Raw genomic sequence first — 23,648 nt, 5'->3', positions numbered from 1 at the left:
CCGGCTCATTGGTGGACCGCTGAATTCGCAGCCGCGAGAACGTCGTCCGACCGAGCCTTGAGGCTCAGTAGGAGTAGTACATCGCGAACTCGACCGGGTGCGGGGTCATCTCGTAACGCGCCACATCCTGCATCTTCAGCTCGATATAGCTCTCGATGAAGTCGTCGTTGAAGACGCCGCCGGCCTTGAGATAGGCGTTGTCCTTCTTCAGCGCGTCGAGCGCCTCGCGCAGCGAGCCGCAAACGGTCGGGATCTTCTTCAGCTCGCGCGGCGGCAGGTCGTAGAGATCCTTGTCCATCGCCGGGCCGGGATCGATCTTGTTCACGATGCCGTCGAGGCCGGCCATCAGCAGGGCGGCGAAGGCGAGATAGGGGTTCGCCATCGGATCGGGGAAGCGGACCTCGACGCGCTTGGCCTTGGGCGAGGTCGTCCACGGGATACGGCAGGAGGCCGAGCGATTGCGCGCCGAATAGGCGAGCAGCACCGGAGCCTCATAGCCCGGGACGAGGCGCTTGTAGGAGTTGGTCGAGGGATTGGTGAAGGCGTTCAGCGACTTGGCGTGCTTGATGATGCCGCCGATGTACCAGAGGCACTCCTGCGAAAGGTCGGCGTATTTGTTGCCGGCCATGGTCGGCTTGCCGCCCTTCCAGATCGACTGATGGACATGCATGCCCGAGCCGTTGTCGCCATAGACCGGCTTCGGCATGAAGGTCGCCGTCTTGCCATAGCTCTGGGCGACGTTGTGGATGCAGTACTTGTAGACCTGCATCTGGTCGGCCATGTGGGTCAGCGTGTCGAACTTCAGGCCGAGCTCATGCTGGGCCGAGGCGACCTCGTGATGGTGCTTCTCGACCTTGGCGCCCATGGCGGCCATCGCGGCCAGCATCTCGCCGCGCATGTCCTGCGCCGAATCCTGCGGCGGGACGGGGAAATAGCCGCCCTTGGTGGCGATGCGGTGGCCGAGATTGCCGCCTTCGTATTCGGTCATGCCGTTGATCGGCAGCTCGACATTGTCGAGCTTGAAGCCGGTGTTGTACGGGTCGGCGGCGATCTTGACGTCGTCGAAGACGAAGAACTCGGCCTCGGGGCCGACATAGACGGTGTCGCCGATGCCGGTCGACTTCAGATAGGCCTCGGCCTTCTTGGCCATGCCGCGCGGGTCGCGGCCATAGGGCTCGCCGGTGGCCGGCTCGAGCACGTCACAGGTGATGACCATCGTCGAGGCCGAGAAGAACGGGTCGATGCAGGCCGTGGTCGGGTCCGGCATCAGCAGCATGTCGGACTCGTTGATCGCCTTCCAGCCGGCGATCGAGGAGCCGTCGAACATCGTGCCCTCGGCGAAGATCTCCTCGTCGATCATTGTGATGTCGAAGGTCACGTGCTGCCACTTGCCGCGCGGATCGGTAAAGCGGAAGTCGACGTATTTGACGTCATTCTCCTTGATGGCCTTCAGGACATCCTTGGCGTTCTTCATTTTCGACATTCCTCTCGACTGCAGTTCTCTCAACCGGCGTCGTCCGCGGCTTCCGGGCCGCCGGTGCACGCCTTGCCGGGTTTCGGGAAAATCTCAGATCGCGTCCGCGCCGGACTCGCCGGTGCGGATACGGATCGCCCCCTCGACCGACGATACAAATATCTTGCCATCGCCGATGCGCCCGGTCTGGGCGGCCTTCTTGATGGCCTCGATCGCGCGTTCGACCATGTCGTCGGCGAGCACGATCTCGATCTTCACCTTGGGCAGGAAGTCGACGACGTATTCGGCGCCGCGATAGAGCTCCGTATGCCCCTTCTGGCGGCCGAAACCCTTGGCTTCGAGCACGGTGATGCCCTGGAGGCCGACTTCCTGCAGCGCCTCCTTCACCTCGTCGAGCTTGAAGGGTTTGATGATCGCCTCGATCTTCTTCATGCGCCGACCAGCCTCCGTGGCGTAGGATTACCGAATACGCAGTACCAAGCCCCGTTCTCACCATGATGGCGAGGCGGGATCAACCGCGCTGCGCGAACAAAGCCTCGGCTGCTCTGCTCATAGCATCGGCGCGGCCCGCTCGCCATGTTGGCGCGGGCGCAAAAGCGCCCGTTCAAGCGGCAGAAAACCGGCTAAAATTTGTGCATGTGCCGCGTGATTAGACAATAGGGCCTGTGGGCCGGCGCTTGTCTGCCGGCACGGCTTCCCGGATGATCCGGCGATGACCGAAAGCGCGCCAGATTCACTCGTCCTGCTCAGCGTGGCCGAGATGGCGGCGGCGGATGCGGCGGCGATCGCCAGTGGCACGGCGGGCTTCACCCTGATGGAGCGGGCGGGCCGGGCGGTGGCCGATGCGGTGACGCGGTGCGGGCGCCCCGGCGTGCGCGTGCTGGTGCTGTGCGGGCCCGGCAAGAATGGCGGCGACGGCTTCGTCGCGGCCGGCCTGCTCGCGGGGCGCGGCTTCCAGGTCTCGCTGGCGCTGGCGGGGGAGCGTGCCGAGCTCGCCGGCGATGCCGCCAAAGCGGCTGCCGGCTGGCAGGGGCCGGTCCTCCCCATCGAGAGCGTCCGGCCGCAGGATTACGCCGTCATCATCGATGCGCTGTTCGGGGCGGGGCTCAACCGGCCGCTCGAGGGCGCGGTCGCCGCGCTGGTCGAGCGCGTCAATGCGAGCGAGAGCCCGGTCGTGGCCGTCGACGTGCCCAGCGGCGTGGCCGGCGACAGTGGCTTGGCTGCGGGCCCGGCCATCCGCGCCGACGAGACCGTCACCTTCTTCCGGCTGAAGCCCGGCCATCTGCTGCATCCCGGCAAGGCGCTGTGCGGCGCCGTCACGCTCGCCGATATCGGGATCAGCCCGGAAATGGTGTTCGGCCCGGGCAAGCTCGTGGCGACGACCTTCCGCAACGAGCCGCCGCTCTGGCGCTCGCACCTCCCCGAACACACGGCGCAGACCCATAAATACCGCCGCGGCGCGGTGGTCGTCGCGGCCGGCGGACTATCAGGCGTCGGCGCGCCGCGGCTGGCAGCGCGGGCGGCGCTGCGGATCGGGGCAGGGCTCGCCACCGTGATCTGCCGGCCGGAAGCGCTGGCGGCCCATGCGGCGCGCGGGCCGGATGCGCTGATGCAGGTCGCGGCTGCGGATGCCGTGGCCTTCGAGGCGGTGCTCGCGACCAAGAAGGCGGCGGCTCTGCTGGCCGGGCCGGCGCTCGGCCTCGACGCGACGGCGCGGGCAATCGTGATGGCGGCCCTGCGCTCGGATGCTCCGCTGGTGCTCGATGCCGATGCGCTGACGCATCTGGCCGGACGCTCGGTGCTGCTGGCGGATTTCGTCGGCCGGCGCGGCGCGCCCACCGTGCTGACACCGCATGAAGGCGAATTCCAGCGCCTGTTCGGCGCAGAAGCCGGCTTCGCGCCCGGCCTGTCGCGGCTTGCCCGCGCGCGGGCTGCGGCTTCGTCGACCGGTGCGGTGGTCGTGCTGAAAGGGGCCGACAGCGTGATCGCGGCGCCGGACGGACGCGCCGCGATCAACGCGACGGGGTCGGCCGCGCTGGCGACGGCGGGCTCGGGCGATGTCCTGGGGGGCGTCGTCGCCGGGCTGCTGGCACAGGGCATGCCGGCTTTCGAGGCGGCCTGCGCCGCCGTCTGGCTGCATGGCAAGGCTGGCGAGGAACTGGGCTTCGGCCTGATCGCGGACGACCTGCCGGAGGCGTTGCCCGGCGCGCGGGCGCAGATCCCGGCTTGAGAGCAACGAGAACGGCCCGCCTCCTTGCGGAAGCGGGCCGATCAGATTGTCGTCGCCGGCCTCAGCGGGCGGCGTAGGTCACGGCGGGAGCGCTGGTGAGCTGCTCCTTGCTCATGTTGATCTTGCCGTGATCCGGATACATCTCCGGTGCCCGCGGGGTGGTCGCCGGCTGGCTCATCGCGCCACCCGCCGTCCCGCCGGACGGGGCCGGAGCGGCCGCGGCCATCGGCTGGTCACTCCAGGTCACCTGGTCGAAGGGAATCGCGACATCCTTCGAGCCGATGCCGAGGAAGCCGCCGACGCCGACGGTGACAAGCTCGACCTTGCCGGTCTTGTCGAAGACGACCTCGGTAACGTCACCGACCTTCTTGTTGTCGGGGCCGTAGATATCGACACCCATCAACTTCGAGGCACGCCATTTGCCCTGGCCAGCCAGGTTGTTTTCAGGCGCCTTGGCGTCCTGCGCCGCAGGGGCCGGCGCGGCCGGAGCCGTTGTGGCCGGCGCCGTGGTGGCGGGCGCGCTCGGTTGCGGGCTCGGCGGGGTACTCGGGGACGTGGTCTGGGCGACAGCAGCCGCGGCAAGCATGACGCCGCCAATCGCCGTCAGTGCAACGTGACGCTTGTACATCATCTTTCTCCTATCCGGTCTCCGCACGGGGCGGGATATCCGAACAACGCCCGTAACGGCATTTTGTTCACGCCGCGTCGCGCAACTGCCCCTGAGGAATGGCAGGTGGGGGCGTCCTTTCAGGATTCCGTAAGGCCTCGCGCGGTTTGCTGGCAGGATTGGATGCGGCGCGCCGCAATCGGTCCCGAGGACGGTCGGATGAGCACGAAGGCCATGGTCATCATCCTCGCCGCCCTGGGGGGCCTCGCGGCGGCGCCCGCCGGGGCATTCTGGCCGCGCTCGCAACTGATGGCCTGTTCAGAGGTCGCGAACGAAGCGGATTATCGACGCTGGCGCTGCTGGGAACTCGACGGGTTCGCGGAGGCACCCGTGTTCTTCGGCCGGAGGGCGATCGATCTCGATCCAGGCGCGGCATGGCGGCACGCGCCGCGCCGGCGGCCGCAAGGCGGCGTCGTCAGGCGACTGGGCTGAAGCCGACCCGCCTGCCGGACGCTCCAGCGAGGATGAGCCTTCTATCGGGCACGGCCGGGCGATTCAGCGCATCGCCCGGTCCGGAAAAGGGCGCCGTGGCGCGGGCCTTGCGTCAGCCCCAGACCCAGTGGCAGCGGCGCACCCGGCGTCCGCGCCGGTCGATATGCACGCGGCAGACACGGCGGCGGTGAACGCGGCGGCGATGGTGGCGGTGCCGCCGATGGCGGTGATGCCAGTGCGTCGGATGGAGGTGCCGTGCAGCCTCGATCGGCGTTCCGTCGGGTGCCGCCATGTCTCCAGCCTCGGCCGCGGCGCCCGGAAGCAGGGGGACAATTCCCTGGGCGGCCGGCGCAGCCGCGGCCTCGAGCGCGGCCAACGTTCCAGTGCCGCCGGCGGCGACCGCCAAGAGCCCCATGATGAAAGATCGACGTTGCATTGCCTGCTCCTCGGTTTGGCCGTCCCGTTTCCCGCACCGATCATGCATGCGACCGGGAGTCCGTCCAGCGCATTACCCGCCGGGTGCTTCCGCGTTCGCCGATCTTCCTTCCTTCGGAACAACTTGCGCCTGGTGCCGTTGGAATGGGCAACCGCCTCGCGGTCCCATTCAAAGGAGAATACTCGATGAAACGTGCGCTTCTCACGTCGGCCTTCTGCGCCCTCATCTCCGTCGGCGCCATGGCCCAGACGTCGACGACTTCGCCCAAGCCGGCGCCGACTGCCCCGGCCGACGCCAATGCGCCGTTGCCGGGTGCCAACAGCTTCACCGAAGGGCAGGCCAAGAGCCGTCTTGAAGCCAATGGCTACAGCAATGTCGGTGCGCTCAAGAAGGACGACAACGGCGTCTGGAAGGGCAGCGCGACCCATGCCGGAGCGCAGGTCAATGTCTCGGTCGATTATCGCGGCAACATCACCCGCAACTGAGCCGGCATCGCCGCGTCACGACAGCTAGAGAGAGGACGATCATGACCCAGACCATCACCCGTTCCTATGAAACCTATGCCACGGCCCGCAGCGTCGTCGAGCAATTGGAGGCTTCCGGCGTCGCTAGCGCCGATATCAGCCTCGTCGGGCGCGACGAGGCCGTTGTCGATCCCGATCGGGACAGCAATGCCGGCGAGGGGGCCGGCATCGGGGCGGCCCTCGGCGGCGCTGCCGGGCTGCTCGCCGGTCTCGGAATGATCGCCATTCCGGGAGTTGGCCCCGTCGTCGCCGCAGGCTGGCTGGCTTCCACCGCGGCAGGTGCCGTTGCGGGCGGAGCGGCCGGCGGTATCGTCGGCGCGATGACCAGCGCTGGTGTCGACGAGCGCGACGCCCACTATTACGCCGAAACGGTGCGCCGCGGCGGCTCCGTCGTCTCGGTTCGCGCCAGCGACAGCCAGGTGGCGGCGGTCGAGGCCATCATGGACGGCGCCGTGCCGATCGACATGAGCGATCGCCGCTCGGCCTATGAGCAGGAAGGATGGTCGCGCTTCGACGAGCAGGCGCCGCCCTATCGCCCCGGCGTGTGACCCACGCCGCCAGCGGGCGCCGCTAGTCAGGCCCGCCAAGCCGACGACCTCTGCATCGGCCGGGTTCCCTCAGGGGGCCCGGCCTTTTCACGACGATGCGGGAAGCGCTGGTCCGCAGCTTTGGCGAAGGTCATCCGGCAGGGCTGACTATGCGCGGAAGGCGAATCCATGCCCTTCGATGGGTCCACCGAATCCTGCGGCGGACATCGCCCCGTAGGCCCTGTGGCCCGATTCCGACGCGAAAGTCAGGCCAAAGACCTGGCCGTGGTGAGCGGGGAGGGGATCGAACCCTCGACCACATGATTAAAAGTCACGTGCTCTACCACTGAGCTACCCGCCCTCACTGGCGCGCTGAATAGGCAGGCCCGGCGCCCCGGTCAACATTGTTCGCAGCGCTTCGTCATGGCAGAAGCGCCGCGGAGGTTCCCGATGTCGCCGCCCGCCATGTCTCGCCAGCCACGCCCGATGCCGAACAGGACCGTCGACGCAGTCTTCGGCGCGCCGTCGCGGCGGCTTCGGTCCGGGCTCGCCTGAACCGATGGCGAGCGAGACGATCCGCCGCTGGCGCGGCTGGACGAAGGCGTTCGGACTGACGGCGCTCGGGCTGGTCGCGGTCCTGTTCGGCTTCATCGCCCTGCTCGACCCCTATGGCGCACGCGTGCAGGCGGGGCAGTCGGCCCGGCCGCTGATGGATCTCAACCAGCGCTTCATGTACCCGCAGCTGGTGCGCTCCGGCGCTTTCGATTCCGCGATCTTGGGCACCTCGACCCTGCGGCTGCTCGATCCCGCGATCCTGTCGCAGGGCCTGCAGGCGCGCTTCGTCAATCTCGGCATGAACGCCGCGACGCCATGGGAGCAGGTGCAGGTGGCCGCGCTGTTCGCGCGCAAGGTCGCAGCGCCGAAGCTGGTGATCTGGGGCATCGACCTGCTCTGGTGCGAGGCCGACGCGACGCAGGAAGAGCGCCGGCTGACGCCGCGGCCGTTCCCGCCCTGGCTCTACGACGATGTCGGCTGGAACGATTGGGCAAAGCAGCTCAATTTCACCACCCTCGAGATCGCCGTCCGTCTCGCCGCGCATCGGCTCGGCCTGGTGCCGCCGCGAATCCGCGGTGACGGCTACGAGGTCTTCACGCCGCCCGAGGCGAGCTATGATCTCGCCCGCGCTCGCTTCCACCTCTACCGGAACCATGCCGGCAAGGCGCCCGAGCTTGCGCCGCTGACGCCGCCGGAAATGGTCACGCCGGAGCAGCGGGTCGCCTGGCGCTTTCCGGCGCTGGCCTGGCTCGACCAGGCGCTGTCGGCCTTTCCGGCCGATACGCGGCGCATCCTCGTCCTGCCGCCGGTCCATGCCGGCGCGATGCCGCGCGAGGGCACCGCGGCCTGGCAGCGCGAGCTGGCCTGCAAGGCGCAGATCCGCGCGATCGCGGCGCGGCATGGCGCCGTCGTCGCCGACTATGCCCATGCCTCGCCCCTGACCCGCGACGATGCGAATTACTGGGATCCGGCGCATTACCGCCTGCCGACCGCCAGGCGGATCGAGGCCGACCTGATCGCGCTCGGCAAGGGCGGTGCCGCGCCTTCCGACGCCGCACCTGCCGACGCCGCGCTGCATGTGACGAGACCCGCTCGTTAACGCGGCATTCACCAAGCCGTTCTAGCGTCCCGGCATGGTCATTCGTCGTGGCGTCCGCTCCATCCTGATCACGCTCGCGCTCTACCTCGTGTCGAGCGGCGTCGTCGGCTATTTCCTTTTTCACGCCCATCACGGCGCCAGGGGCCTCGAGACGCTGGGCGGCCTGCGCGAAAAGCTCGGCGAGCTGGAAACCGAAATCGCCGAGCTGAGCGGCGAGAGGCAGGGCTGGGAAAAGCGGCTCAGCCTGATGCGCGATCAGGCCGTCGACCGTGATCTTCTCGAGGAGCGCGCCCGCGCCAGCCTCGGCCGCGTCCACCGCAACGATGTCGTGGTGATGGGGCGCTGAGCCGGCTCAACCCCCTCCATTAGTCGCAAAAAGATTGATTAACTGACATTCAGTTAATTCAAGATAGCTGAGTAACCTCAGTATCTTGGGTCATGTTGCAGTGCGAGATATCCATCTCGCCAAGGCTTTTGCGTTCCTCTACAACCGAAGCAGTTGAGCTTTGGAGGATCGCATATGGCCATCGCCGCGCGTAAGACGAAGGCAGGCGCTCCTGCCAAGGCAGCCGGAAAGAATCCGGCGAAGACCGCGGCAAAGGGTTCGGCCAGGGGCGACGGCAAGGCGATCTCCAACATTCCGGTCTTCGACAAGGCCGAGGAGTTGCACGCTTATCGCGAGATGCTGCTGATCCGGCGTTTCGAGGAGAAGGCCGGCCAGATGTACGGCATGGGGCTGATCGGCGGCTTCTGCCATCTCTATATCGGCCAGGAAGCCGTGGTGATCGGCATGCAGATGGCCTCGAAGGAGGGCGACCAGGTCATCACCGGCTATCGCGACCACGGCCACATGCTCGCCTGCGGCATGGAATCGCGCGGCGTGATGGCGGAACTGACCGGGCGGCGCGGCGGCTATTCGCGCGGCAAGGGCGGCTCGATGCACATGTTCAGCCGCGAGAAGAACTTCTATGGCGGCCACGGCATCGTCGGCGCCCAGGTCTCCCTCGGCGCCGGGCTTGGCTTCGCCAACTGGTATCGCCAGGACGGGCGGGTATCGATGGCCTATTTCGGCGACGGCGCCGCCAATCAGGGCCAGGTCTATGAGAGCTTCAACATGGCCGAGCTGTGGAAGCTGCCGGTCGTGTTCGTGATCGAGAACAACCGCTACGCCATGGGCACCTCGGTCAACCGGGCCTCGGCGCAGACCGATTTCTCGCGCCGCGGCGTCTCCTTCGGCATTCCCGGCGAGCAGGTCGACGGCATGGATGTGCGCGCCGTGCGCGCCGCCGGCCAGCGCGCCATCGACCACGCCCGCTCCGGCAAGGGCCCCTATATCCTCGAGATGCAGACCTATCGCTATCGCGGCCATTCGATGTCCGATCCGGCGAAGTACCGCTCGAAGGACGAGGTCCAGCGCATGCGCGAGGAACACGACCCGATCGAGCAGGTGCGCGGCCGCCTGACGCGCGAGCACAAGATCGGCGAGGACGAGCTCAAGGCGATCGACGCCAAGGTCCGCGAGATCGTCAACGACGCGGCCGAGTTCGCGACGCATGATCCCGAGCCGGACGTCTCCGAGCTCTGGACCGACATCACCTTGGAGGCGGCGCGGGCCTGAGCCGGCGCTGCGCTCTCACATCGACCTTCAGCCCTCGCGGCTTTCCAGAAATCCGCCAGAAATCCGGGTGCGTTCATGCCGATCGACATTCTCATGCCTGCGCTGTCGCCGACCATGGAGCAGGGCAAGCTCGCCAAATGGCTGAAAGCCGAGGGCGACAAGGTCAAGGCCGGCGACATCATCGCCGAGATCGAGACCGACAAGGCGACCATGGAGGTCGAGGCGGTCGACGAGGGCATCCTCGCCAAGATCCTGATCGCCGACGGCACCGAGAACGTCGCGGTCAACACGCCGATCGGCGTGATCGCCGCCGATGGCGAGGATGTGAAGGCCGCTGCGAGCGGCGCCGGCAAGGCGGAGAAGCCGGCCGCTGCCAAGGCCGAGCCGGAGAAGGCCGGCGAGCCGGAAAAGCCCGCCGAGGCGCCGGCTGCGAGTGCTGCAGCACCCGCCGCCCCCCCGAGCGTGCCGGCCCAGGCGAAATCCTATGACGCTTCGTCGGAATTCCCGGCCGGGGCCGAGGTCGTCTCGATGACGGTGCGCGAGGCGCTGCGCGACGCGATGGCCGAGGAGATGCGCCGCGACGCCGACGTCTTCGTCATGGGCGAGGAGGTCGCCGAATACCAGGGCGCCTACAAGGTGACGCAGGGCCTGCTGCAGGAGTTCGGGGCGCGGCGCGTCATCGACACCCCGATCACCGAGCACGGCTTTGCCGGCATCGGCGTCGGCGCGGCGCTGACCGGCCTGAAGCCGATCGTCGAGTTCATGACGTTCAACTTCGCCATGCAGGCGATCGACCAGATCATCAACTCGGCCGCCAAGACGCTCTACATGTCCGGCGGCCAGATGGGCTGCCCGATCGTCTTCCGCGGCCCCAATGGCGCCGCCGCCCGCGTCGGCGCGCAGCACAGCCACGACTACGCCGCCTGGTATTCGAACGTGCCGGGCCTCAAGGTGGTGATGCCCTACAGCGCCTCCGACGCGAAAGGCCTGCTGAAGAGCGCGATCCGCGACCCCAACCCGATCATCTTCCTCGAGAACGAGATCCTCTACGGCCGCTCCTTCGAGGTGCCCAAGGGCGACGACTTCCTGATCCCGATCGGCAAGGCCAAGGTGGTCCGGCCCGGCACCGACGTCACCATCGTCTCCTTCGGCATCGGCATGACCTATGCGCTCGGCGCCGCCGAGGCCCTGGCCAAGGAGGGCATCGAGGCCGAGGTCATCGACCTGCGCACGATCCGGCCGATGGACATCGAGACGGTCATCGCCTCGGTGCAGAAGACCAATCGCTGCGTCGCGGTCGAGGAGGGCTTCCCGCAATCGGGCGTCACCGCCGAGATCGGCATGAGGATCATGGAGGCCGCCTTCGACTGGCTCGACGCGCCGGTCGCGCGCGTCACCGGCAAGGATGTGCCGATGCCCTACGCCGCCAATCTCGAGAAGCTGGCGCTCCCGAATATCGGCGAGGTCGTCGCGGCGGCAAAAGCCGTCTGCTATCGGGGCTGAGGCATGGCTCTGACGCTCCACGCCATGGCCGGCTCGGCGAGCCTCGCGGCGGTCGGGGCGTGGGGTGCGACTGCCTATTTCCGGCCGAAGGTTCGGCTGGCACCGCTTCCGCTCTCGCCGCGCGCCCTCGTGATCGCGCGGCTGCATCTCCATCGCGTCGATGTCGTCGCCTTCGTCTTCGCCGCAGGCGGGATCTTCTCGCTCCTGCCCGAAACCATCCAGGCCTTCGCTCCCGAACTGATGCGCGGGACGAATCTGGCGGGCGGCGCCCTGGAGCATCTCGACTACGTCGCCTTCGTCCTCGTCTCCCTCAGCTTCGGCATGGGCCTCGCCCGCCGCCTGCTGCTCATCGCATTGGAAAAAGCGAGCCTCCAGCCATGCCCGTGAACATCCTGATGCCCGCGCTGTCTCCGACCATGGAGAAGGGCAACCTCGCCAAATGGCTCAAGAAGGAGGGAGATGCGATCAAATCCGGCGACATCATCGCCGAGATCGAGACCGACAAGGCGACGATGGAGGTCGAAGCCGTCGACGAGGGTATCCTGGCGAAGATCGTCGTGCCGGAGGGCACGGCCGATGTCGCCGTCAACGAGATCATCGGGGTGATCGCGGCCGAGGGCGAGGACGCCAAGGCGGTGTCCGCCCCGGCCAAGGCCGAAGCCCCGAAGGCCGAGGCGCCCAAGACGGAAGCTCCCAAGGAGGCAGCGCCGGCGCCAGCCGCAAAGGCCGAAGCCGCGCCCGCCTCGACGCCGCAGATGACCGCCGAGGCCGGCTTCAACAGCGGTGGCCAGCCGGCGCCGGCCGGCGACCGGCCGTTCGCCTCGCCGCTGGCGCGGCGCCTCGCCAAGGAGGCCGGGATCGACCTCGCGAAGGTGCAGGGCTCCGGTCCGCATGGCCGCATCGTCGAGAAGGATATCGAGGCTGCGAAGCAGGGCGGGGCAGCGAAGGCCGCGCCGGCTGCTCCAGGCGCTGCTGCGCCGAAGCCGGCCGCCGCGCCGCTTGCCGCCGGTCCCTCCGACGAGGCGGTCAAGAAGCTGTTCGCGCCGGGTTCCTATGAGGAGATCCCGCATGACGGCATGCGCAAGACGATCGCGCGCCGCCTGACCGAGGCGAAGCAGACGATCCCGCATTTCTACGTCACGCTCGATTGCGAACTCGATGCGCTCCTGAAGCTGCGCGCCGAGCTCAACGCGGCGGCGCCCGAGAAGGACGGCAAGCTGGCCTACAAGCTCTCGGTCAACGACATGGTGATCAAGGCGCTTGCGCTGGCGTTGCGCGCCGTTCCGGACGCCAATGTCAGCTGGACCGACGGCGCCATGCTCAAGCACAAGCATGCCGATGTCGGCGTCGCGGTCTCGATCCCGGGCGGGCTGATCACGCCGATCATTCGCGATGCCTGCCACAAGACGCTGAGCCAGATCTCCAACGAGATGAAGGACATGGCGGCAAGGGCAAAGACGCGCAAGCTGAAGCCCGAGGAGTACCAGGGCGGCACCTCGGCGGTCAGCAATCTCGGCATGTTCGGCGTCAAGGACTTCGCCGCGGTGATCAACCCGCCGCATGCGACGATCCTCGCCGTCGGCGCCGGCGAGCCGCGCGCCGTGGTCAAGGGCGGCCAGCTCGCGGTCGCGACCGTGATGTCGGTGACGCTCTCGACCGACCACCGCGCCGTCGACGGCGCACTCGGCGCCGAGCTGCTGCAGGCCTTCAAGGGCTATATCGAGAAGCCGATGGCGATGCTGGTGTGAGAGACGTGAGCGGCGCCCGGCAATCAATGTCGAACGGATTGTCGGCGCTGCTGTTACTGGTATTAGCGGTCGCCGTCTGGGTCTTGGCGATGGCGCTCGCCCTTGGACACGGTTCTACTGGGTTTTTCTGGGCTTTAGTAATAGGGATCACGCGTGGTTTCGCGTTCGTTTTGTGGCTGGCGATTTCGGATTCGTTCTCTAGATCTTGGAATTCCCCCTCTGTTGCGCCGCTGATCTATCTTATCCTTGCACTCGGCGGATATGCGGTGCTTTGGCTTCTTGGTATAAAGCTTGGCGAAAGTGTGCCTTATATCTTGGTCGGCTTGATGTATCTCGGTCGCAATATCGCAAAGGCTGTTAAATGAGAACGGCGTTTGATGCGTAGAGCTTTTAGATCAGTTCAACGGGCAGTATGGAGCGGCGCGCCAATGTCGACCTTCCAAGAGTTTGGCGGCAATATTGGCTATTCTCTTGCCTTGGGAACTATAGCCAATGAAGGCGTGTCACGCTCTGAGCGTGTGGGAGCATCACGATGACCCGCCCGGCCCGCATCCTCGCCTTCGGCGATTCCCTGACCTGGGGGCGCATCGCCAACCGGCCGGACCGGCATGGCGATGATGTGCGCTGGCCGCGCGTGCTGGAAAAGGCGCTCGGCGGCTATGCGACCGTGATCGAGGAAGGGCTGAACGGGCGGCGGATCGCGCTGGAGGACCCGCTGCGGCCCTATCGCTCGGGCATCGCGCTGCTGCCGCTGTTCATCGAGTGCCACGCGCCGCTCGACCTCGTCATCCTGATGCTCGGCACCAATGACTGCCAGCGCCAGCATTCGCTCAGCGCCTATGACGTCGCCCGCTCGATGCGGATGCTGGCGCAGGTGGCGCAGCGTCCACCGGTCGAGCCCGGCATGCCGGTGCCGGAGGTGCTGATCGTCGCTCCGCCGCTCGTGCGCCCGCCGGACGATGCCGATCACGAGGCGCATTTCTTCATGGAGGGCGCGCCCGAGAAGATGGCGCTGCTCGCGCAGTACTATCGGCGCATCGCCGACGAGATCGGCGTGGCCTTCTTCGATGCGGCGACGGTCGCGACGGTGACTGGCGAGGACGGCATCCATCTCGACGTTGAGAACACCCGCGCGATCGGCCTGGCGCTGGCCCCCGTCGTCGACGGCTTGCTCGGCCTGCCGCTCCCGGCACGCGGCCCGGCTCTGCGGATCTCCGGCCCATGAACCCGATTTCGACAGGGGCTTCTCCCGTTATCCTCAATGCCTCCCGATCAGCGGGAGTAAAAAGCCGAGGTGCCTTCCATGGCTGATTACGACATCATCATCATCGGCTCCGGCCCCGGCGGCTATGTCGCGGCGATCCGGGCGGCGCAGCTCGGCTTCAAGACCGCGATCGTCGAGCGCGAGCACCTCGCCGGCATCTGCTCGAACTGGGGCTGCATCCCGACCAAGGCGCTGCTGCGCTCGGCCGAGATCCTGCATTACGGCCAGCACGCCAAGGATTACGGGCTGGTGCTCGAAGGCACGTTCAAGGCCGATCTCGAGGCGGTGGTGAAGCGCGCGCGCGGCATCGCGGCAAGGATGAACAACGGCGTCCAGTTCCTGATGAAGAAGAACAAGGTCGACGTGATCTGGGGCGAGGCCAAGCTGACCAAGCCGGGCACCATCACTGTGGCGCCGACCAAGAAGCCGGCCATGCAGCCGCAGGTGCCGCCGCCGAAGAACGCCAAGGGCGAGGGCAGCTATACCGCCGACCACATCATCGTCGCGACTGGCGCGCGGCCGCGCGCGCTGCCCGGCATCGAGCCGGACGGCAAGCTGATCTGGACCTATTTCGAGGCGATGGTGCCGCCGAAGATGCCGAAATCGCTGCTGGTGATGGGCTCCGGCGCCATCGGCATCGAGTTCGCCTCGTTCTACCGGACGATGGGCGCCGAGGTGACCGTGGTCGAGGTGATGCCGCAGGTCGTGCCCATCGAGGATGCCGAGATCGGCGCCTTCGCGCGAAAGGCCTTCGAGAAGCAGGGCATGAAGATCCTGACCGGCGCCAAGGTGACCAAGGTCGAGAAGAGCGCCGATTCCGTCACCGCTCATGTCGAGGACGAGAAGGGCGGCAAGCAGACGATCACCGCCGAGCGGATGATCTCGGCGGTCGGCGTCGTCGGCAATGTCGAGAATCTCGGGCTGGAAGCGCTCGGCGTGAAAATCGAGCGCGGCACCGTCGTCATCGACGATTTCTGCCGGACCAATGTGAAGGGCGTCTACGCCATCGGCGACGTCGCCGGCGCGCCGATGCTGGCCCACAAGGCCGAGCACGAGGCGGTGATCTGCGTCGAGGCGATCAAGGGCCTGCACCCGCACCCGATGGACAAGGCGATGATCCCGGGCTGCACCTATTGCCAGCCGCAGATCGCCAGCGTCGGGCTGACCGAGGCCAAGGCGAAGGAGGCCGGCCATCAGCTCAAGGTCGGCCGTTTCAACTTCGTCGCCAACGGCAAGGCGGTGGCGCTGGGTGAAGATAGCGGCATGGTCAAGACCATCTTCGACGCCAAGACCGGCAAGCTGCTCGGCGCTCATATGGTCGGTCCGGAAGTCACCGAGCTGATCCAGGGCTTCGTCGTCGCGATGAACCTCGAGACCACCGAAGAAGAGCTGATGCACACCATCTTCCCGCATCCGACCCTGTCGGAGACGATGAAGGAGAGCGTGCTCGACGCCTATGGCAAGGTGCTCAACGCCTGAGCGGGCGACTTGCTCAGGATCGTCCAGGAATTTTGGCCCTGGAAACGGCGCAGCCTCATGGGCATATCGCTGCGATGACGACACGCCAGCGCAAGGCCCGCAGCTCCGGCCGGACCATCGAGGACGACAAGGTCGAGATCCTGCCGCCGGGGCGTGGCTTGCCGCTCGACTGGCGCCGGCTCGCGCCGACGATCCTGCTCGGCACCGCGACCGGCTTCGTCGCCAGCCTCGTCGTGGGTGGCGGCGGCATCCTGCGCCATGCCGTGGTCGGCCTGCTCGGCATGCTGGTCGGGCAGGGGATCGTGCGTGCCACCGGCTGGCGGATCCGCACCGGCCGGGCCTTTCTCGACGAAGCGGCGATGGCGGTGATCGGGGCCATCCTGGTCGTGCTGCTGGCGCGCTTCATCGCTTGACGGGAACCGCTCGCCGGCGCGAGCGTTGTGGCGGGGCGACCTGACGGCCGCGCCTGGTAGCTGGCTGGGGGATTTGCCATGAACAACGAGATCGTCGCCGCGCTCGGCACGCCGGGCTACGGCTTCTTCATGACGCTGCTGATCGGCATCATCGCCGGCTGGATTGCCGAGCGCGTCACCTCGTCCAACCATGGGCTGTTCACCAACATGATCGTCGGTGTCGCCGGCTCCTTCATCGGCAGCCGGCTGGCGGAGCTGCTGGAGATCCCGGTCTTCGGCTTTTGGCGCACGCTGACCGCGGCGATCGCCGGTGCCTGCATCCTGATCGTGATCTGGCGCGCCATGCGCAACTGAGCCGCGCGGCGCGGCGGGTTGCCCGCGAGGCTCTTCGGCATTAGCTAGACGGGCGAGGCCGCCTTCGTCCGCGGCCGCAGGAACTGGACCCGTCCATGGCCGTCGTTCTCGATCTTCTGAACCGCGATCCGCGCCCCAATCTCGGCAATCCGAAGGCCGAGGCGAAGCCGGGCGTCGAGCTGCGCCATCCCGAGAAGCAGAAGCGCGCCGAGAACCCGATCCTGCGTAAGCCGGACTGGATCCGGGTCAAGGCGCCGGGCTCGCCGAAATGGGCCGAGACCCAGAAGATCGTCAAGGAGAACAAGCTCGTCACCGTCTGCGAGGAGGCGGGCTGCCCCAACATTGGCGAGTGCTGGGAAAAGAAGCACGCCACCTTCATGATCATGGGCGACACCTGCACGCGGGCCTGCGCCTTCTGCAACGTCAAGACCGGCGTGCCCGAAGCGCTCGACCATGAGGAGCCGCGCAAGGTCGCCGAGGCCGTCGCCAAGCTCGGGCTCGAGCATGTCGTGATCACCTCGGTCGACCGCGACGACCTGAAGGATGGTGGCGCCGAGCACTTCGCCCGCGTGATCCGCGCCATCCGCGAGGCTTCGCCCGGCACCACGATCGAGATCCTGACGCCGGACTTCCTGCGCAAGCCGGGCGCGCTCGAAGTCGTGGTCGCGGCCAAGCCCGACGTCTTCAACCACAATCTCGAGACGGTGCCCGGCAAGTACCTGACGGTGCGGCCCGGCGCCCGCTATTTCCATTCGCTCCGGCTGCTGCAGCGGGTGAAGGAACTCGATCCGACGATCTTCACCAAATCCGGCATCATGGTCGGCCTCGGGGAGGAGCGGAACGAGGTGCTGCAGCTGATGGACGACCTGCGCTCGGCCGAGGTCGATTTCATCACCATCGGCCAGTACCTCGCGCCCTCGCGCAAGCATCATGCGGTGATCCGCTTCGTCACGCCCGACGAGTTCAAGAGCTTCGAGACCATCGCCTATGTGAAGGGCTTCCTGATGGTGTCCTCGACGCCGCTGACGCGCTCCTCGCATCATGCGGGTGAGGATTTCGCCCGGCTGCGGGCGGCGCGTGCCGCGAAGGCCGGTGCCTAGATCACGTTGTATTCGGGTGATTAAACCCGAATACAAAAAACGTGATCGATAACTTGGAGTTAGAGCATGGCTTTCGCGAAAAACCGGTGCCCACTTTTCCGCGCCATGCTCTGAGAGCCGACTTCCCATGCCGATGTTCAACAGCACCCGCCGGGTCAGGCACTCGGCCGACCAGATGTTCTCACTCGTCGCCGATGTCGAGAAATACCCGCTATTCCTGCCCCTCTGCGAGGGCCTTACCGTGCGCCGGCGGACGCCGCGCGAGGGCGGCGGCGAGGTGCTGCTCGCCGACATGACCGTCGGCTACAAGGCGATCCGCGAGACCTTCACCAGCCGGGTGACGCTCGATCCGGCCAATCTGAAGATCCTGGTCGAATATGTCGACGGGCCGTTCCGCTATCTCGAGAACCGCTGGAGCTTCAAGCCGAGCGAGACCGGCTCCGAGGTGGTGTTCTTCATTTCCTACGAATTCGCCAGCCGCATGCTCGGCCTGCTGATGGGCGCGATGTTCGACAAGGCCTTCCGCAAATTCGCCGAGGCCTTCGAGCGCCGGGCCGACGTGGTCTATGGCCCGGGTACCCGCGCCGCCGGGGTGCGGCTCACTTCAGGCTGAGCGAGGCTTCGCGCAACAGATCGAGTGCCTCGAGCACGCTGAGGCGGCGAATCTCGTCGCGGCTCAGGGCGCCGAAACGCTTCTCGCGGTGCAGGGTCTGCTCGCGTCCGGCGCAGGCGAAATGCACCAGCCCCACCGGCTTCGCCTCGCTGCCGCCATCGGGGCCGGCGACGCCGGTGATCGAGACGGCGAGCCGCGCCGACAGCCTCTCCCTGCCGCCTTCGGCCATCGCCCGGGCCACCGGCTCGCTGACGGCGCCGTGCTGGAGGATCAACTCGGCCGGTACGCCGGCGAGCGCCGTCTTGGCTTCATTGGAATAGGTCACGAGGCCGCCGGCGACCATGCTCGAAGAGCCCGAGATCGCCGTCAGCGCGCCGCAGACGAGCCCGCCGGTACAGGATTCCACCGTCGCGACGGTGATGCCGCGCTCGCGCGAGATGCTCAGAAGCTCGGCGGCCAGCGAACGGATGTCGAGGTCGAACATGGTCTCACTCCGGTTCCGGCAGGCGGATCGTCGCGGTGGCGAGGGCGGCCAGCCCCTCGCCACGTCCGGTGAAGCCCAGGCGCTCCGAGGTCGTCGCCTTAACCCCGACCTGGTCGAGCCGCAGGCCGGCAATCGCGGCGATGCGGGCGCGGATCGCGTCGCGATGCGGGCCGACCTTGGGCGCCTCGCAGATGATCGTCAGGTCGAGATGGTCGATCCGGCCGCCGCGCGCCGCCACTCGCTCGACTGCGAAGGCGAGGAAACGGTCGGAGGAGGCGCCGCGCCATTGCGGGTCGCTCGGCGGGAAATGGCTGCCGATGTCACCGTCGGCGAGGGCGCCGAGCAGCGCGTCGGTCAAGGCGTGCAGGCCGACATCGCCATCGGAATGCGCGGCGACGCCGCGGCCATGCGGGAGGCTGACGCCGCCGAGCCAGACATGGTCGCCCTCGGCGAAGGCATGGACGTCATAGCCCGTTCCAACCCGGGTCACGAGGTCACGACCCAGACGCCGTTCGGCGGCGGCGAAATCGTCGGGATGGGTCAGCTTCAGGTTCATCGGGTCTCCCGCGAAGGTCGCGACCTCATGACCGGCCCATTCCATGAGGGCCGAATCGTCGGTGAAGCCGCGGGCGCCCGCGGCAAAGGCGGCCTCATGCGCCGCGAGCAGGGTCTCGAAGGCAAAGGCCTGCGGCGTCTGCACCGAGACGAGCCGGTCGCGCGGCGGCGTTTCGACGATCCGGCCGTCCGAACCGAGGCGCTTCACCGTATCGGTCAGGGCCAAGGCGGGGACGGCGGCGCGCGTGTCGTGACAGGCGGCAAGCGCCCGGGCGATCAGGGCGGACGAGACGAGCGCGCGGGCGGCGTCATGGACCAGCACCGCGCCCGCAAAGCCGGCCTGCGACAGTGCCCTCAGGCCGGCCCTGACCGAATCCTGCCGGCTTTCGCCGCCATAGCTCGGCGGCAGCAGGCGCGCCTGGACGCTTTCGCCGAGCTCGCCGATCGCGTTGCGATAGCGAGCGTCGTCGTCGGAACCGATGACCACCAGCACGGGGCCGATGCCGGGCTCCGCCAGGAAGGGCGCGAGCGCGCGGCAGAGCACCGGCTGCCCGCCAAGGCGGCGGTATTGCTTGGGCGCCTCGGCACCGGCGCGCAGGCCACGTCCAGCGGCGACGATGAGGGCGGCGACTGCCATGGTCATGGAAGCGTAGGGGCTCCGGAAACGGATGGTGGTGGGTGATAGGCCGGGCGGCGGCGATAGCCAAGGGCGCTGCTGCTGTTGGCCTCGCGAAGCGGGATCGGGCTGCCGGTCGGCAGGCGGCTGCGCGACATCTTCGACCATGGTGCAACGCAGCATTGCTCAGAAACCTCTTGCGCAGCGCAATAGATGTCCAATAAATCATCATAATGGAATCTGCCTCAAATTCAGGCGAAGCGATTGCCGCGATTGGCGGCCTGCGCCCGGTTGCGCGCGCCTTCCTGGCGCCGATGTCGGGGGTGACCGATGTGGTGATGCGCCGGATCGCCGCGCGCTTCGGCGCCGGTCTGGTCGTCTCGGAAATGGTCGCGTCCGACGAGCTGGTCCGCGGCAGCGAGGAGGCGCGCCTGCGGGCCGAGGGCTCGGGTGTCTCGCCGCATGTGGTGCAACTCGCCGGCTGCGAGCCGCGCTGGCTCGGCGAGGCGGCCCGGGTCGCCGAGGCTTCGGGCGCCGACATTGTCGACATCAATATGGGGTGCCCGGCGAAGAAGGTCGTCGGAGGCTGGGCCGGCTCGGCCCTGATGCGCGATCTCGACCATGCCATCGGCCTGGTCGAGGCGGTGGTCGCTGCCGTGAAGGTGCCGGTCACGGTCAAGATGCGGCTCGGCTGGGACGATGGCTCGCGCAATGCGCCGGAGCTCGCCCGGCGCGCCGTCTCTGCCGGGGCCGCCGCCATCACCGTGCATGGGCGCACGCGCCAGCAGTTCTACAAGGGCGTCGCGGACTGGGCGGCCATCGCCCCCGTGCGGGCGGCCGGTGCCTTTCCGCTTGTCGCCAATGGCGACATCGCGACGGTGGCGCAGGCGCGGGCCTGCCTGGCGCAATCGGGCGCCGATTTCGTCATGGTCGGCCGTGCCGCGCTGGGGCGCCCCTGGCTGCCCGGACAGGTCGGCGCCGCGCTGGCGGGGCGCCAGCCGGCCGAGATCGCGCTCGAGACCAAGGCCGAGCTGGCACGCGAACATTACGAGGGGCTGCTGTCGCTGATGGGCCGCGAGGTCGGCGTTCGCCATGCCCGCAAGCACCTCGCCGCCTATGCCGACGAGGCGCTGGCCTGCGGGCTCGCGCCGGATGAAAGCGCGCGGCGCGACCTGCTGACCACCGACGATCCGGCCCGCGCGCTGGCCGCGCTCGCCCGGCTGTTCTCGACCGAGCGCCTTGGCGCCGCCGCCTGAAGCACGAGGAAAATCGCGTATGACCATGGCGATATTCGGCGAAGGCGGGGAGAGGCCGGGCGCGACCTTGTTCGACTCCCTCGAGATCCAGGCGCTGAACGTCCTGCCCATGCCGGTGGTCGTGGTCGGGGACGGGCATGCCGTGCTCTACGCCAACACGGCGGCCGAGGACTTCTTCCAGGCCAGTGCCGTCGTGCTGAAGCGCCAGCGGCTGGAGGATCTGATCGCCTTCGGTTCGCCGGTGCTGTCGCTGGTCGAAGAGGTCCAGCGCCGTGGCGCCAGCGTCAGCGAGTACCGGCTCGAGCTCGGTTCGCCGCGGCTCGGGCTCGACCGGATCGTCGACGTCTTCGCCTCGCCGCTGCCGGCGCAGCCCGAGGCGGTGGTGCTTTTGCTGCAAGAACGGACAATTGCCGAAAAAATGGACAGGCAGTTGACGCATCGCGGGGCAGCGCGCTCGATCACCGCGCTCGGCGCGATGCTGGCGCATGAGATCAAGAACCCGCTTTCGGGCATCCGCGGCGCGGCCCAGCTCCTCGAATCCTCGGTGCCGGACGACGACCGCCTGCTGACCCAGCTGATCTGCGACGAGGCCGACCGGATCGTGAAGCTGGTCGAGCGTGTCGAACTGTTCGGCGACGAGCGACCGAGCGAGCGCGGCCCGGTCAACGTCCATGACGTGCTCGACCATGTGAAAAGGCTGGCCCAGTCCGGGTTCGCCCGGCACATCCGCTTCAGCGAGGCCTATGACCCGTCGCTGCCGCCGGTCGCCGGCAATCGCGACCAGCTCGTCCAGGTGCTGCTCAACCTGGTCAAGAACGCGGCCGAGGCGATCGGCGCCGACGCCATCGATGGCGAGATCACGCTCACCACCGCCTATCGCCCCGGCATCCGCATGCAGGCGCCAGGGGCCCCCGGCCGGCTTGCCCTGCCGCTGGAAATCGGGATCCGCGACAATGGGCCCGGCGTGCCGGCGGACCTGCACGCCAATCTGTTCGATCCCTTCGTCACTACCAAGGCGCAGGGCAGTGGCCTTGGACTTGCACTCGTCGCCAAGGTGATCGGCGATCACGGCGGGATCGTCGAGTGCGAGTCCGTGCCGCGGCGCACGACATTCCGGATCCGACTGCCGCTGCACGAGGCGCGCGAGCGCAAGGCAGGGTGAACATCACCAGGAAGCAGAGCTGAATGCCGACGGGTAACATCCTCATCGCCGACGACGACGCGGCCATCCGCACAGTCCTCAACCAGGCGCTCGCCCGCGCCGGCTACGAGGTCCGGACCACCGGGCAGGCGGCGACGCTGTGGACCTGGGCGGCCCAGGGCCTCGGCGACCTGATCATCACCGACGTGGTGATGCCGGATGGCAACGCCTTCGACCTGCTGCCGCGGATCAAGCGCGTGCGGCCCGAGCTGCCGATCATCGTGATGAGCGCGCAGAACACCTTCATGACCGCGATCAAGGCCTCGGAGCGCGGTGCCTATGAATACCTGCCCAAGCCCTTCGACCTGAAGGAGCTGGTCGCGATCGTCGGCCGGGCCCTGTCGCGGCCGCGCGGGGAGGTCGGGCGCGGGCATCCGGCCGAGCCGGACGACATTCCGCTGATCGGGCGCTCGCCGGCGATGCAGGACGTCTATCGCGCCCTGGCGCGGCTGATGCCGATCGACCTGACCGTGATGATCAATGGCGAATCGGGCACCGGCAAGGAGCTGGTGGCGCGGGCGCTGCATGACTACGGCAAGCGCCGCAACGGCCCTTTCGTCGCGATCAACATGGCGGCGATCCCGAAGGACCTGATCGAATCGGAGCTGTTCGGCCATGAGAAGGGCGCCTTCACCGGCGCGCTGACGCGCTCGTCCGGCCGCTTCGAGCAGGCCGAGGGCGGCACGCTCTTCCTCGACGAGATCGGCGACATGCCGATGGAGGCGCAGACGCGCCTGCTGCGCGTGCTGCAGCAGGGCGAATACACCACGGTCGGCGGGCGGACGCCGATCAAGACCAATGTCCGCATCGTCGCGGCGACCAACAAGGACCTGCGCATCTCGATCGCGCATGGGCTGTTCCGCGAGGATCTGTTCTTCCGCCTGAACGTGGTGCCGATTCGCCTGCCGCCGCTGCGCGAGCGGGTCGAGGACGTGCCGGATCTCGCCCGCCATTTCTTCGGGCTGGTCGAGAAGGAAGGCCTGCCGCGCAAGCAGATCGACTCCGAGGCGATGGACGTGATGCGGCGCTATCGCTGGCCCGGCAATGTCCGTGAGTTGGAGAACCTGGTCCGGCGGCTGGCGGCGCTCTATCCACAGGAGACGATCACGGCCCCGATCGTCGAGGCGGAGCTGCAGCCGGCCACGGCGACGCCGAGCTATGGCGGTTCCAGCGGCGGGCAGGAGCGCGCGGAGACGCTTTCAGGCTCGGTCGAGCGCCATCTCACCCAGTATTTCTCCGGTTTCGGCGACCATGTCCCGCCACCGGGGCTGTATCATCGCATCCTGCGTGAGATCGAGCCGCCGCTGATCGCGGCGGCGCTGGCAGCGACACGCGGCAACCAGATTCGTGCCGCCGAACTGCTCGGCCTCAATCGCAACACTTTGCGCAAGAAAATCCGCGAGCTCGACATGCAGGTGGTGCGCTCGCCGCGCTGACGGGCAAGGTCGCGGGCAGCTGCGGACGCTGCCTTGCCCCTGTCATATTTTGACAACACCGTTG

Annotated in this window: 25 protein-coding genes and 1 tRNA gene; 20 read left to right on the top strand and 6 right to left on the bottom strand. The window is 67.7% G+C overall.

The window, feature by feature from the left end; genetic code table 11:
* Positions 1–64: 64 nt before the first annotated feature.
* A complete protein-coding gene (glnA, locus tag V6M56_RS14480; protein ID WP_332684805.1) occupies positions 65–1,474 on the bottom strand; it encodes a type I glutamate--ammonia ligase in 1,410 nt (469 codons plus the stop codon).
* A gap of 93 nt (positions 1,475–1,567) precedes the next feature.
* Entirely contained in the window at positions 1,568–1,906 is a 339-nt protein-coding gene (locus V6M56_RS14475) for a P-II family nitrogen regulator (RefSeq protein ID WP_057192756.1), read from the bottom strand.
* Positions 1,907–2,186: 280 nt separating this feature from the next.
* Between V6M56_RS14475 and V6M56_RS14470 the strand changes: the two genes are divergently transcribed.
* Positions 2,187–3,704 carry an NAD(P)H-hydrate dehydratase gene (locus V6M56_RS14470; RefSeq protein ID WP_332684800.1) on the top strand — a complete coding sequence of 506 codons (1,518 nt, stop codon included), beginning with the start codon at positions 2,187–2,189 and terminating at the stop codon, positions 3,702–3,704.
* A 61-nt stretch (positions 3,705–3,765) separates the two neighbouring features.
* Here the strand turns inward: V6M56_RS14470 and V6M56_RS14465 are convergent, their stop codons facing one another.
* The gene (locus V6M56_RS14465) at positions 3,766–4,335 is read right to left on the bottom strand and encodes a PRC-barrel domain-containing protein (RefSeq protein ID WP_332684799.1); all 570 of its coding nucleotides are present in this window, start codon (positions 4,333–4,335) and stop codon (positions 3,766–3,768) included.
* A gap of 195 nt (positions 4,336–4,530) precedes the next feature.
* Between V6M56_RS14465 and V6M56_RS14460 the strand changes: the two genes are divergently transcribed.
* The 3 genes from V6M56_RS14460 to V6M56_RS14450 all read left to right on the top strand — a co-directional run bounded on the left by V6M56_RS14460 (position 4,531) and on the right by V6M56_RS14450 (position 6,311).
* Complete coding sequence (locus tag V6M56_RS14460) at positions 4,531–4,803, top strand: hypothetical protein (protein WP_332684797.1); 273 nt, start codon at positions 4,531–4,533, stop codon at positions 4,801–4,803.
* Between the two features lie 621 nt (positions 4,804–5,424).
* A complete protein-coding gene (locus V6M56_RS14455; protein WP_332684796.1) occupies positions 5,425–5,724 on the top strand; it encodes a PepSY domain-containing protein in 300 nt (99 codons plus the stop codon).
* Between the two features lie 41 nt (positions 5,725–5,765).
* Positions 5,766–6,311: a general stress protein gene (locus tag V6M56_RS14450; protein WP_332684795.1), complete on the top strand. Its 546-nt coding sequence runs from the start codon at positions 5,766–5,768 to the stop codon at positions 6,309–6,311.
* Positions 6,312–6,576: 265 nt separating this feature from the next.
* Here the strand turns inward: V6M56_RS14450 and V6M56_RS14445 are convergent.
* Positions 6,577–6,651: transfer RNA gene (locus tag V6M56_RS14445), tRNA-Lys, on the bottom strand.
* 198 nt (positions 6,652–6,849) lie between these two features.
* Here V6M56_RS14445 and V6M56_RS14440 point away from each other — a divergent pair.
* From V6M56_RS14440 to V6M56_RS14380, 13 genes are all read left to right on the top strand, one after another.
* Complete coding sequence (locus tag V6M56_RS14440) at positions 6,850–7,944, top strand: hypothetical protein (protein ID WP_332684794.1); 1,095 nt, start codon at positions 6,850–6,852, stop codon at positions 7,942–7,944.
* Between the two features lie 34 nt (positions 7,945–7,978).
* A complete protein-coding gene (locus tag V6M56_RS14435; protein WP_332684793.1) occupies positions 7,979–8,290 on the top strand; it encodes an FtsB family cell division protein in 312 nt (103 codons plus the stop codon).
* Positions 8,291–8,464: 174 nt separating this feature from the next.
* On the top strand, positions 8,465–9,562 hold the full coding sequence (gene pdhA / locus V6M56_RS14430) for a pyruvate dehydrogenase (acetyl-transferring) E1 component subunit alpha (RefSeq protein ID WP_332684792.1): 1,098 nt from the start codon (positions 8,465–8,467) through the stop codon (positions 9,560–9,562).
* A 75-nt stretch (positions 9,563–9,637) separates the two neighbouring features.
* On the top strand, positions 9,638–11,065 hold the full coding sequence (locus tag V6M56_RS14425; RefSeq protein ID WP_332684790.1) for a pyruvate dehydrogenase complex E1 component subunit beta: 1,428 nt from the start codon (positions 9,638–9,640) through the stop codon (positions 11,063–11,065).
* 3 nt (positions 11,066–11,068) lie between these two features.
* On the top strand, positions 11,069–11,452 hold the full coding sequence (locus tag V6M56_RS14420) for a hypothetical protein (protein ID WP_332684789.1): 384 nt from the start codon (positions 11,069–11,071) through the stop codon (positions 11,450–11,452).
* Positions 11,443–12,813 (top strand): pyruvate dehydrogenase complex dihydrolipoamide acetyltransferase, encoded by a 1,371-nt coding sequence (locus V6M56_RS14415; RefSeq protein ID WP_332684788.1) that lies wholly within the window; start codon positions 11,443–11,445, stop codon positions 12,811–12,813. Before V6M56_RS14420 ends, V6M56_RS14415 begins: the two co-directional genes overlap by 10 nt.
* A gap of 5 nt (positions 12,814–12,818) precedes the next feature.
* The gene (locus V6M56_RS14410; protein ID WP_332684787.1) at positions 12,819–13,178 is read left to right on the top strand and encodes a hypothetical protein; all 360 of its coding nucleotides are present in this window, start codon (positions 12,819–12,821) and stop codon (positions 13,176–13,178) included.
* Between the two features lie 167 nt (positions 13,179–13,345).
* A complete protein-coding gene (locus tag V6M56_RS14405; protein WP_332684786.1) occupies positions 13,346–14,038 on the top strand; it encodes an SGNH/GDSL hydrolase family protein in 693 nt (230 codons plus the stop codon).
* Positions 14,039–14,116: 78 nt separating this feature from the next.
* Positions 14,117–15,556 (top strand): dihydrolipoyl dehydrogenase, encoded by a 1,440-nt coding sequence (gene lpdA, locus V6M56_RS14400; RefSeq protein ID WP_332684785.1) that lies wholly within the window; start codon positions 14,117–14,119, stop codon positions 15,554–15,556.
* 74 nt (positions 15,557–15,630) lie between these two features.
* On the top strand, positions 15,631–15,969 hold the full coding sequence (locus tag V6M56_RS14395; RefSeq protein WP_332684784.1) for a GlsB/YeaQ/YmgE family stress response membrane protein: 339 nt from the start codon (positions 15,631–15,633) through the stop codon (positions 15,967–15,969).
* A 78-nt stretch (positions 15,970–16,047) separates the two neighbouring features.
* Positions 16,048–16,323, top strand: a complete 276-nt coding sequence (locus V6M56_RS14390; protein WP_332684783.1) for a GlsB/YeaQ/YmgE family stress response membrane protein — start codon at positions 16,048–16,050, stop codon at positions 16,321–16,323.
* Between the two features lie 95 nt (positions 16,324–16,418).
* Positions 16,419–17,423 (top strand): lipoyl synthase, encoded by a 1,005-nt coding sequence (gene lipA / locus V6M56_RS14385; protein WP_332684782.1) that lies wholly within the window; start codon positions 16,419–16,421, stop codon positions 17,421–17,423.
* Positions 17,424–17,550: 127 nt separating this feature from the next.
* Entirely contained in the window at positions 17,551–18,036 is a 486-nt protein-coding gene (locus V6M56_RS14380) for a type II toxin-antitoxin system RatA family toxin (RefSeq protein ID WP_332684781.1), read from the top strand.
* Here V6M56_RS14380 and V6M56_RS14375 read toward each other — a convergent pair.
* Positions 18,023–18,520: a CinA family protein gene (locus V6M56_RS14375; protein WP_332684780.1), complete on the bottom strand. Its 498-nt coding sequence runs from the start codon at positions 18,518–18,520 to the stop codon at positions 18,023–18,025. The two genes, V6M56_RS14380 and V6M56_RS14375, sit on opposite strands and share 14 nt — an antisense overlap.
* 4 nt (positions 18,521–18,524) lie before the next feature.
* Positions 18,525–19,712, bottom strand: a complete 1,188-nt coding sequence (locus tag V6M56_RS14370) for a bifunctional 2-C-methyl-D-erythritol 4-phosphate cytidylyltransferase/2-C-methyl-D-erythritol 2,4-cyclodiphosphate synthase (RefSeq protein ID WP_332684816.1) — start codon at positions 19,710–19,712, stop codon at positions 18,525–18,527.
* 212 nt (positions 19,713–19,924) lie between these two features.
* Here V6M56_RS14370 and dusB point away from each other — a divergent pair, with 212 nt between their 5' ends.
* From dusB to ntrC, 3 genes are all read left to right on the top strand, one after another.
* Positions 19,925–20,947, top strand: coding sequence for a tRNA dihydrouridine synthase DusB (gene dusB, locus V6M56_RS14365; RefSeq protein ID WP_332684779.1), 1,023 nt, complete (start codon positions 19,925–19,927; stop codon positions 20,945–20,947).
* A 109-nt stretch (positions 20,948–21,056) separates the two neighbouring features.
* Positions 21,057–22,109 carry a two-component system sensor histidine kinase NtrB gene (locus tag V6M56_RS14360; RefSeq protein ID WP_332684815.1) on the top strand — a complete coding sequence of 351 codons (1,053 nt, stop codon included), beginning with the start codon at positions 21,057–21,059 and terminating at the stop codon, positions 22,107–22,109.
* 23 nt (positions 22,110–22,132) lie between these two features.
* Positions 22,133–23,584 (top strand): nitrogen regulation protein NR(I), encoded by a 1,452-nt coding sequence (gene ntrC, locus V6M56_RS14355; RefSeq protein ID WP_332684778.1) that lies wholly within the window; start codon positions 22,133–22,135, stop codon positions 23,582–23,584.
* Positions 23,585–23,648: the final 64 nt, after the last annotated feature.

The organism is Allobosea sp. (assembly GCF_036675845.1).
Taxonomy (GTDB): domain Bacteria; phylum Pseudomonadota; class Alphaproteobacteria; order Rhizobiales; family Beijerinckiaceae; genus Allobosea.
This window is presented reverse-complemented; position numbering and strand designations above follow the sequence as displayed.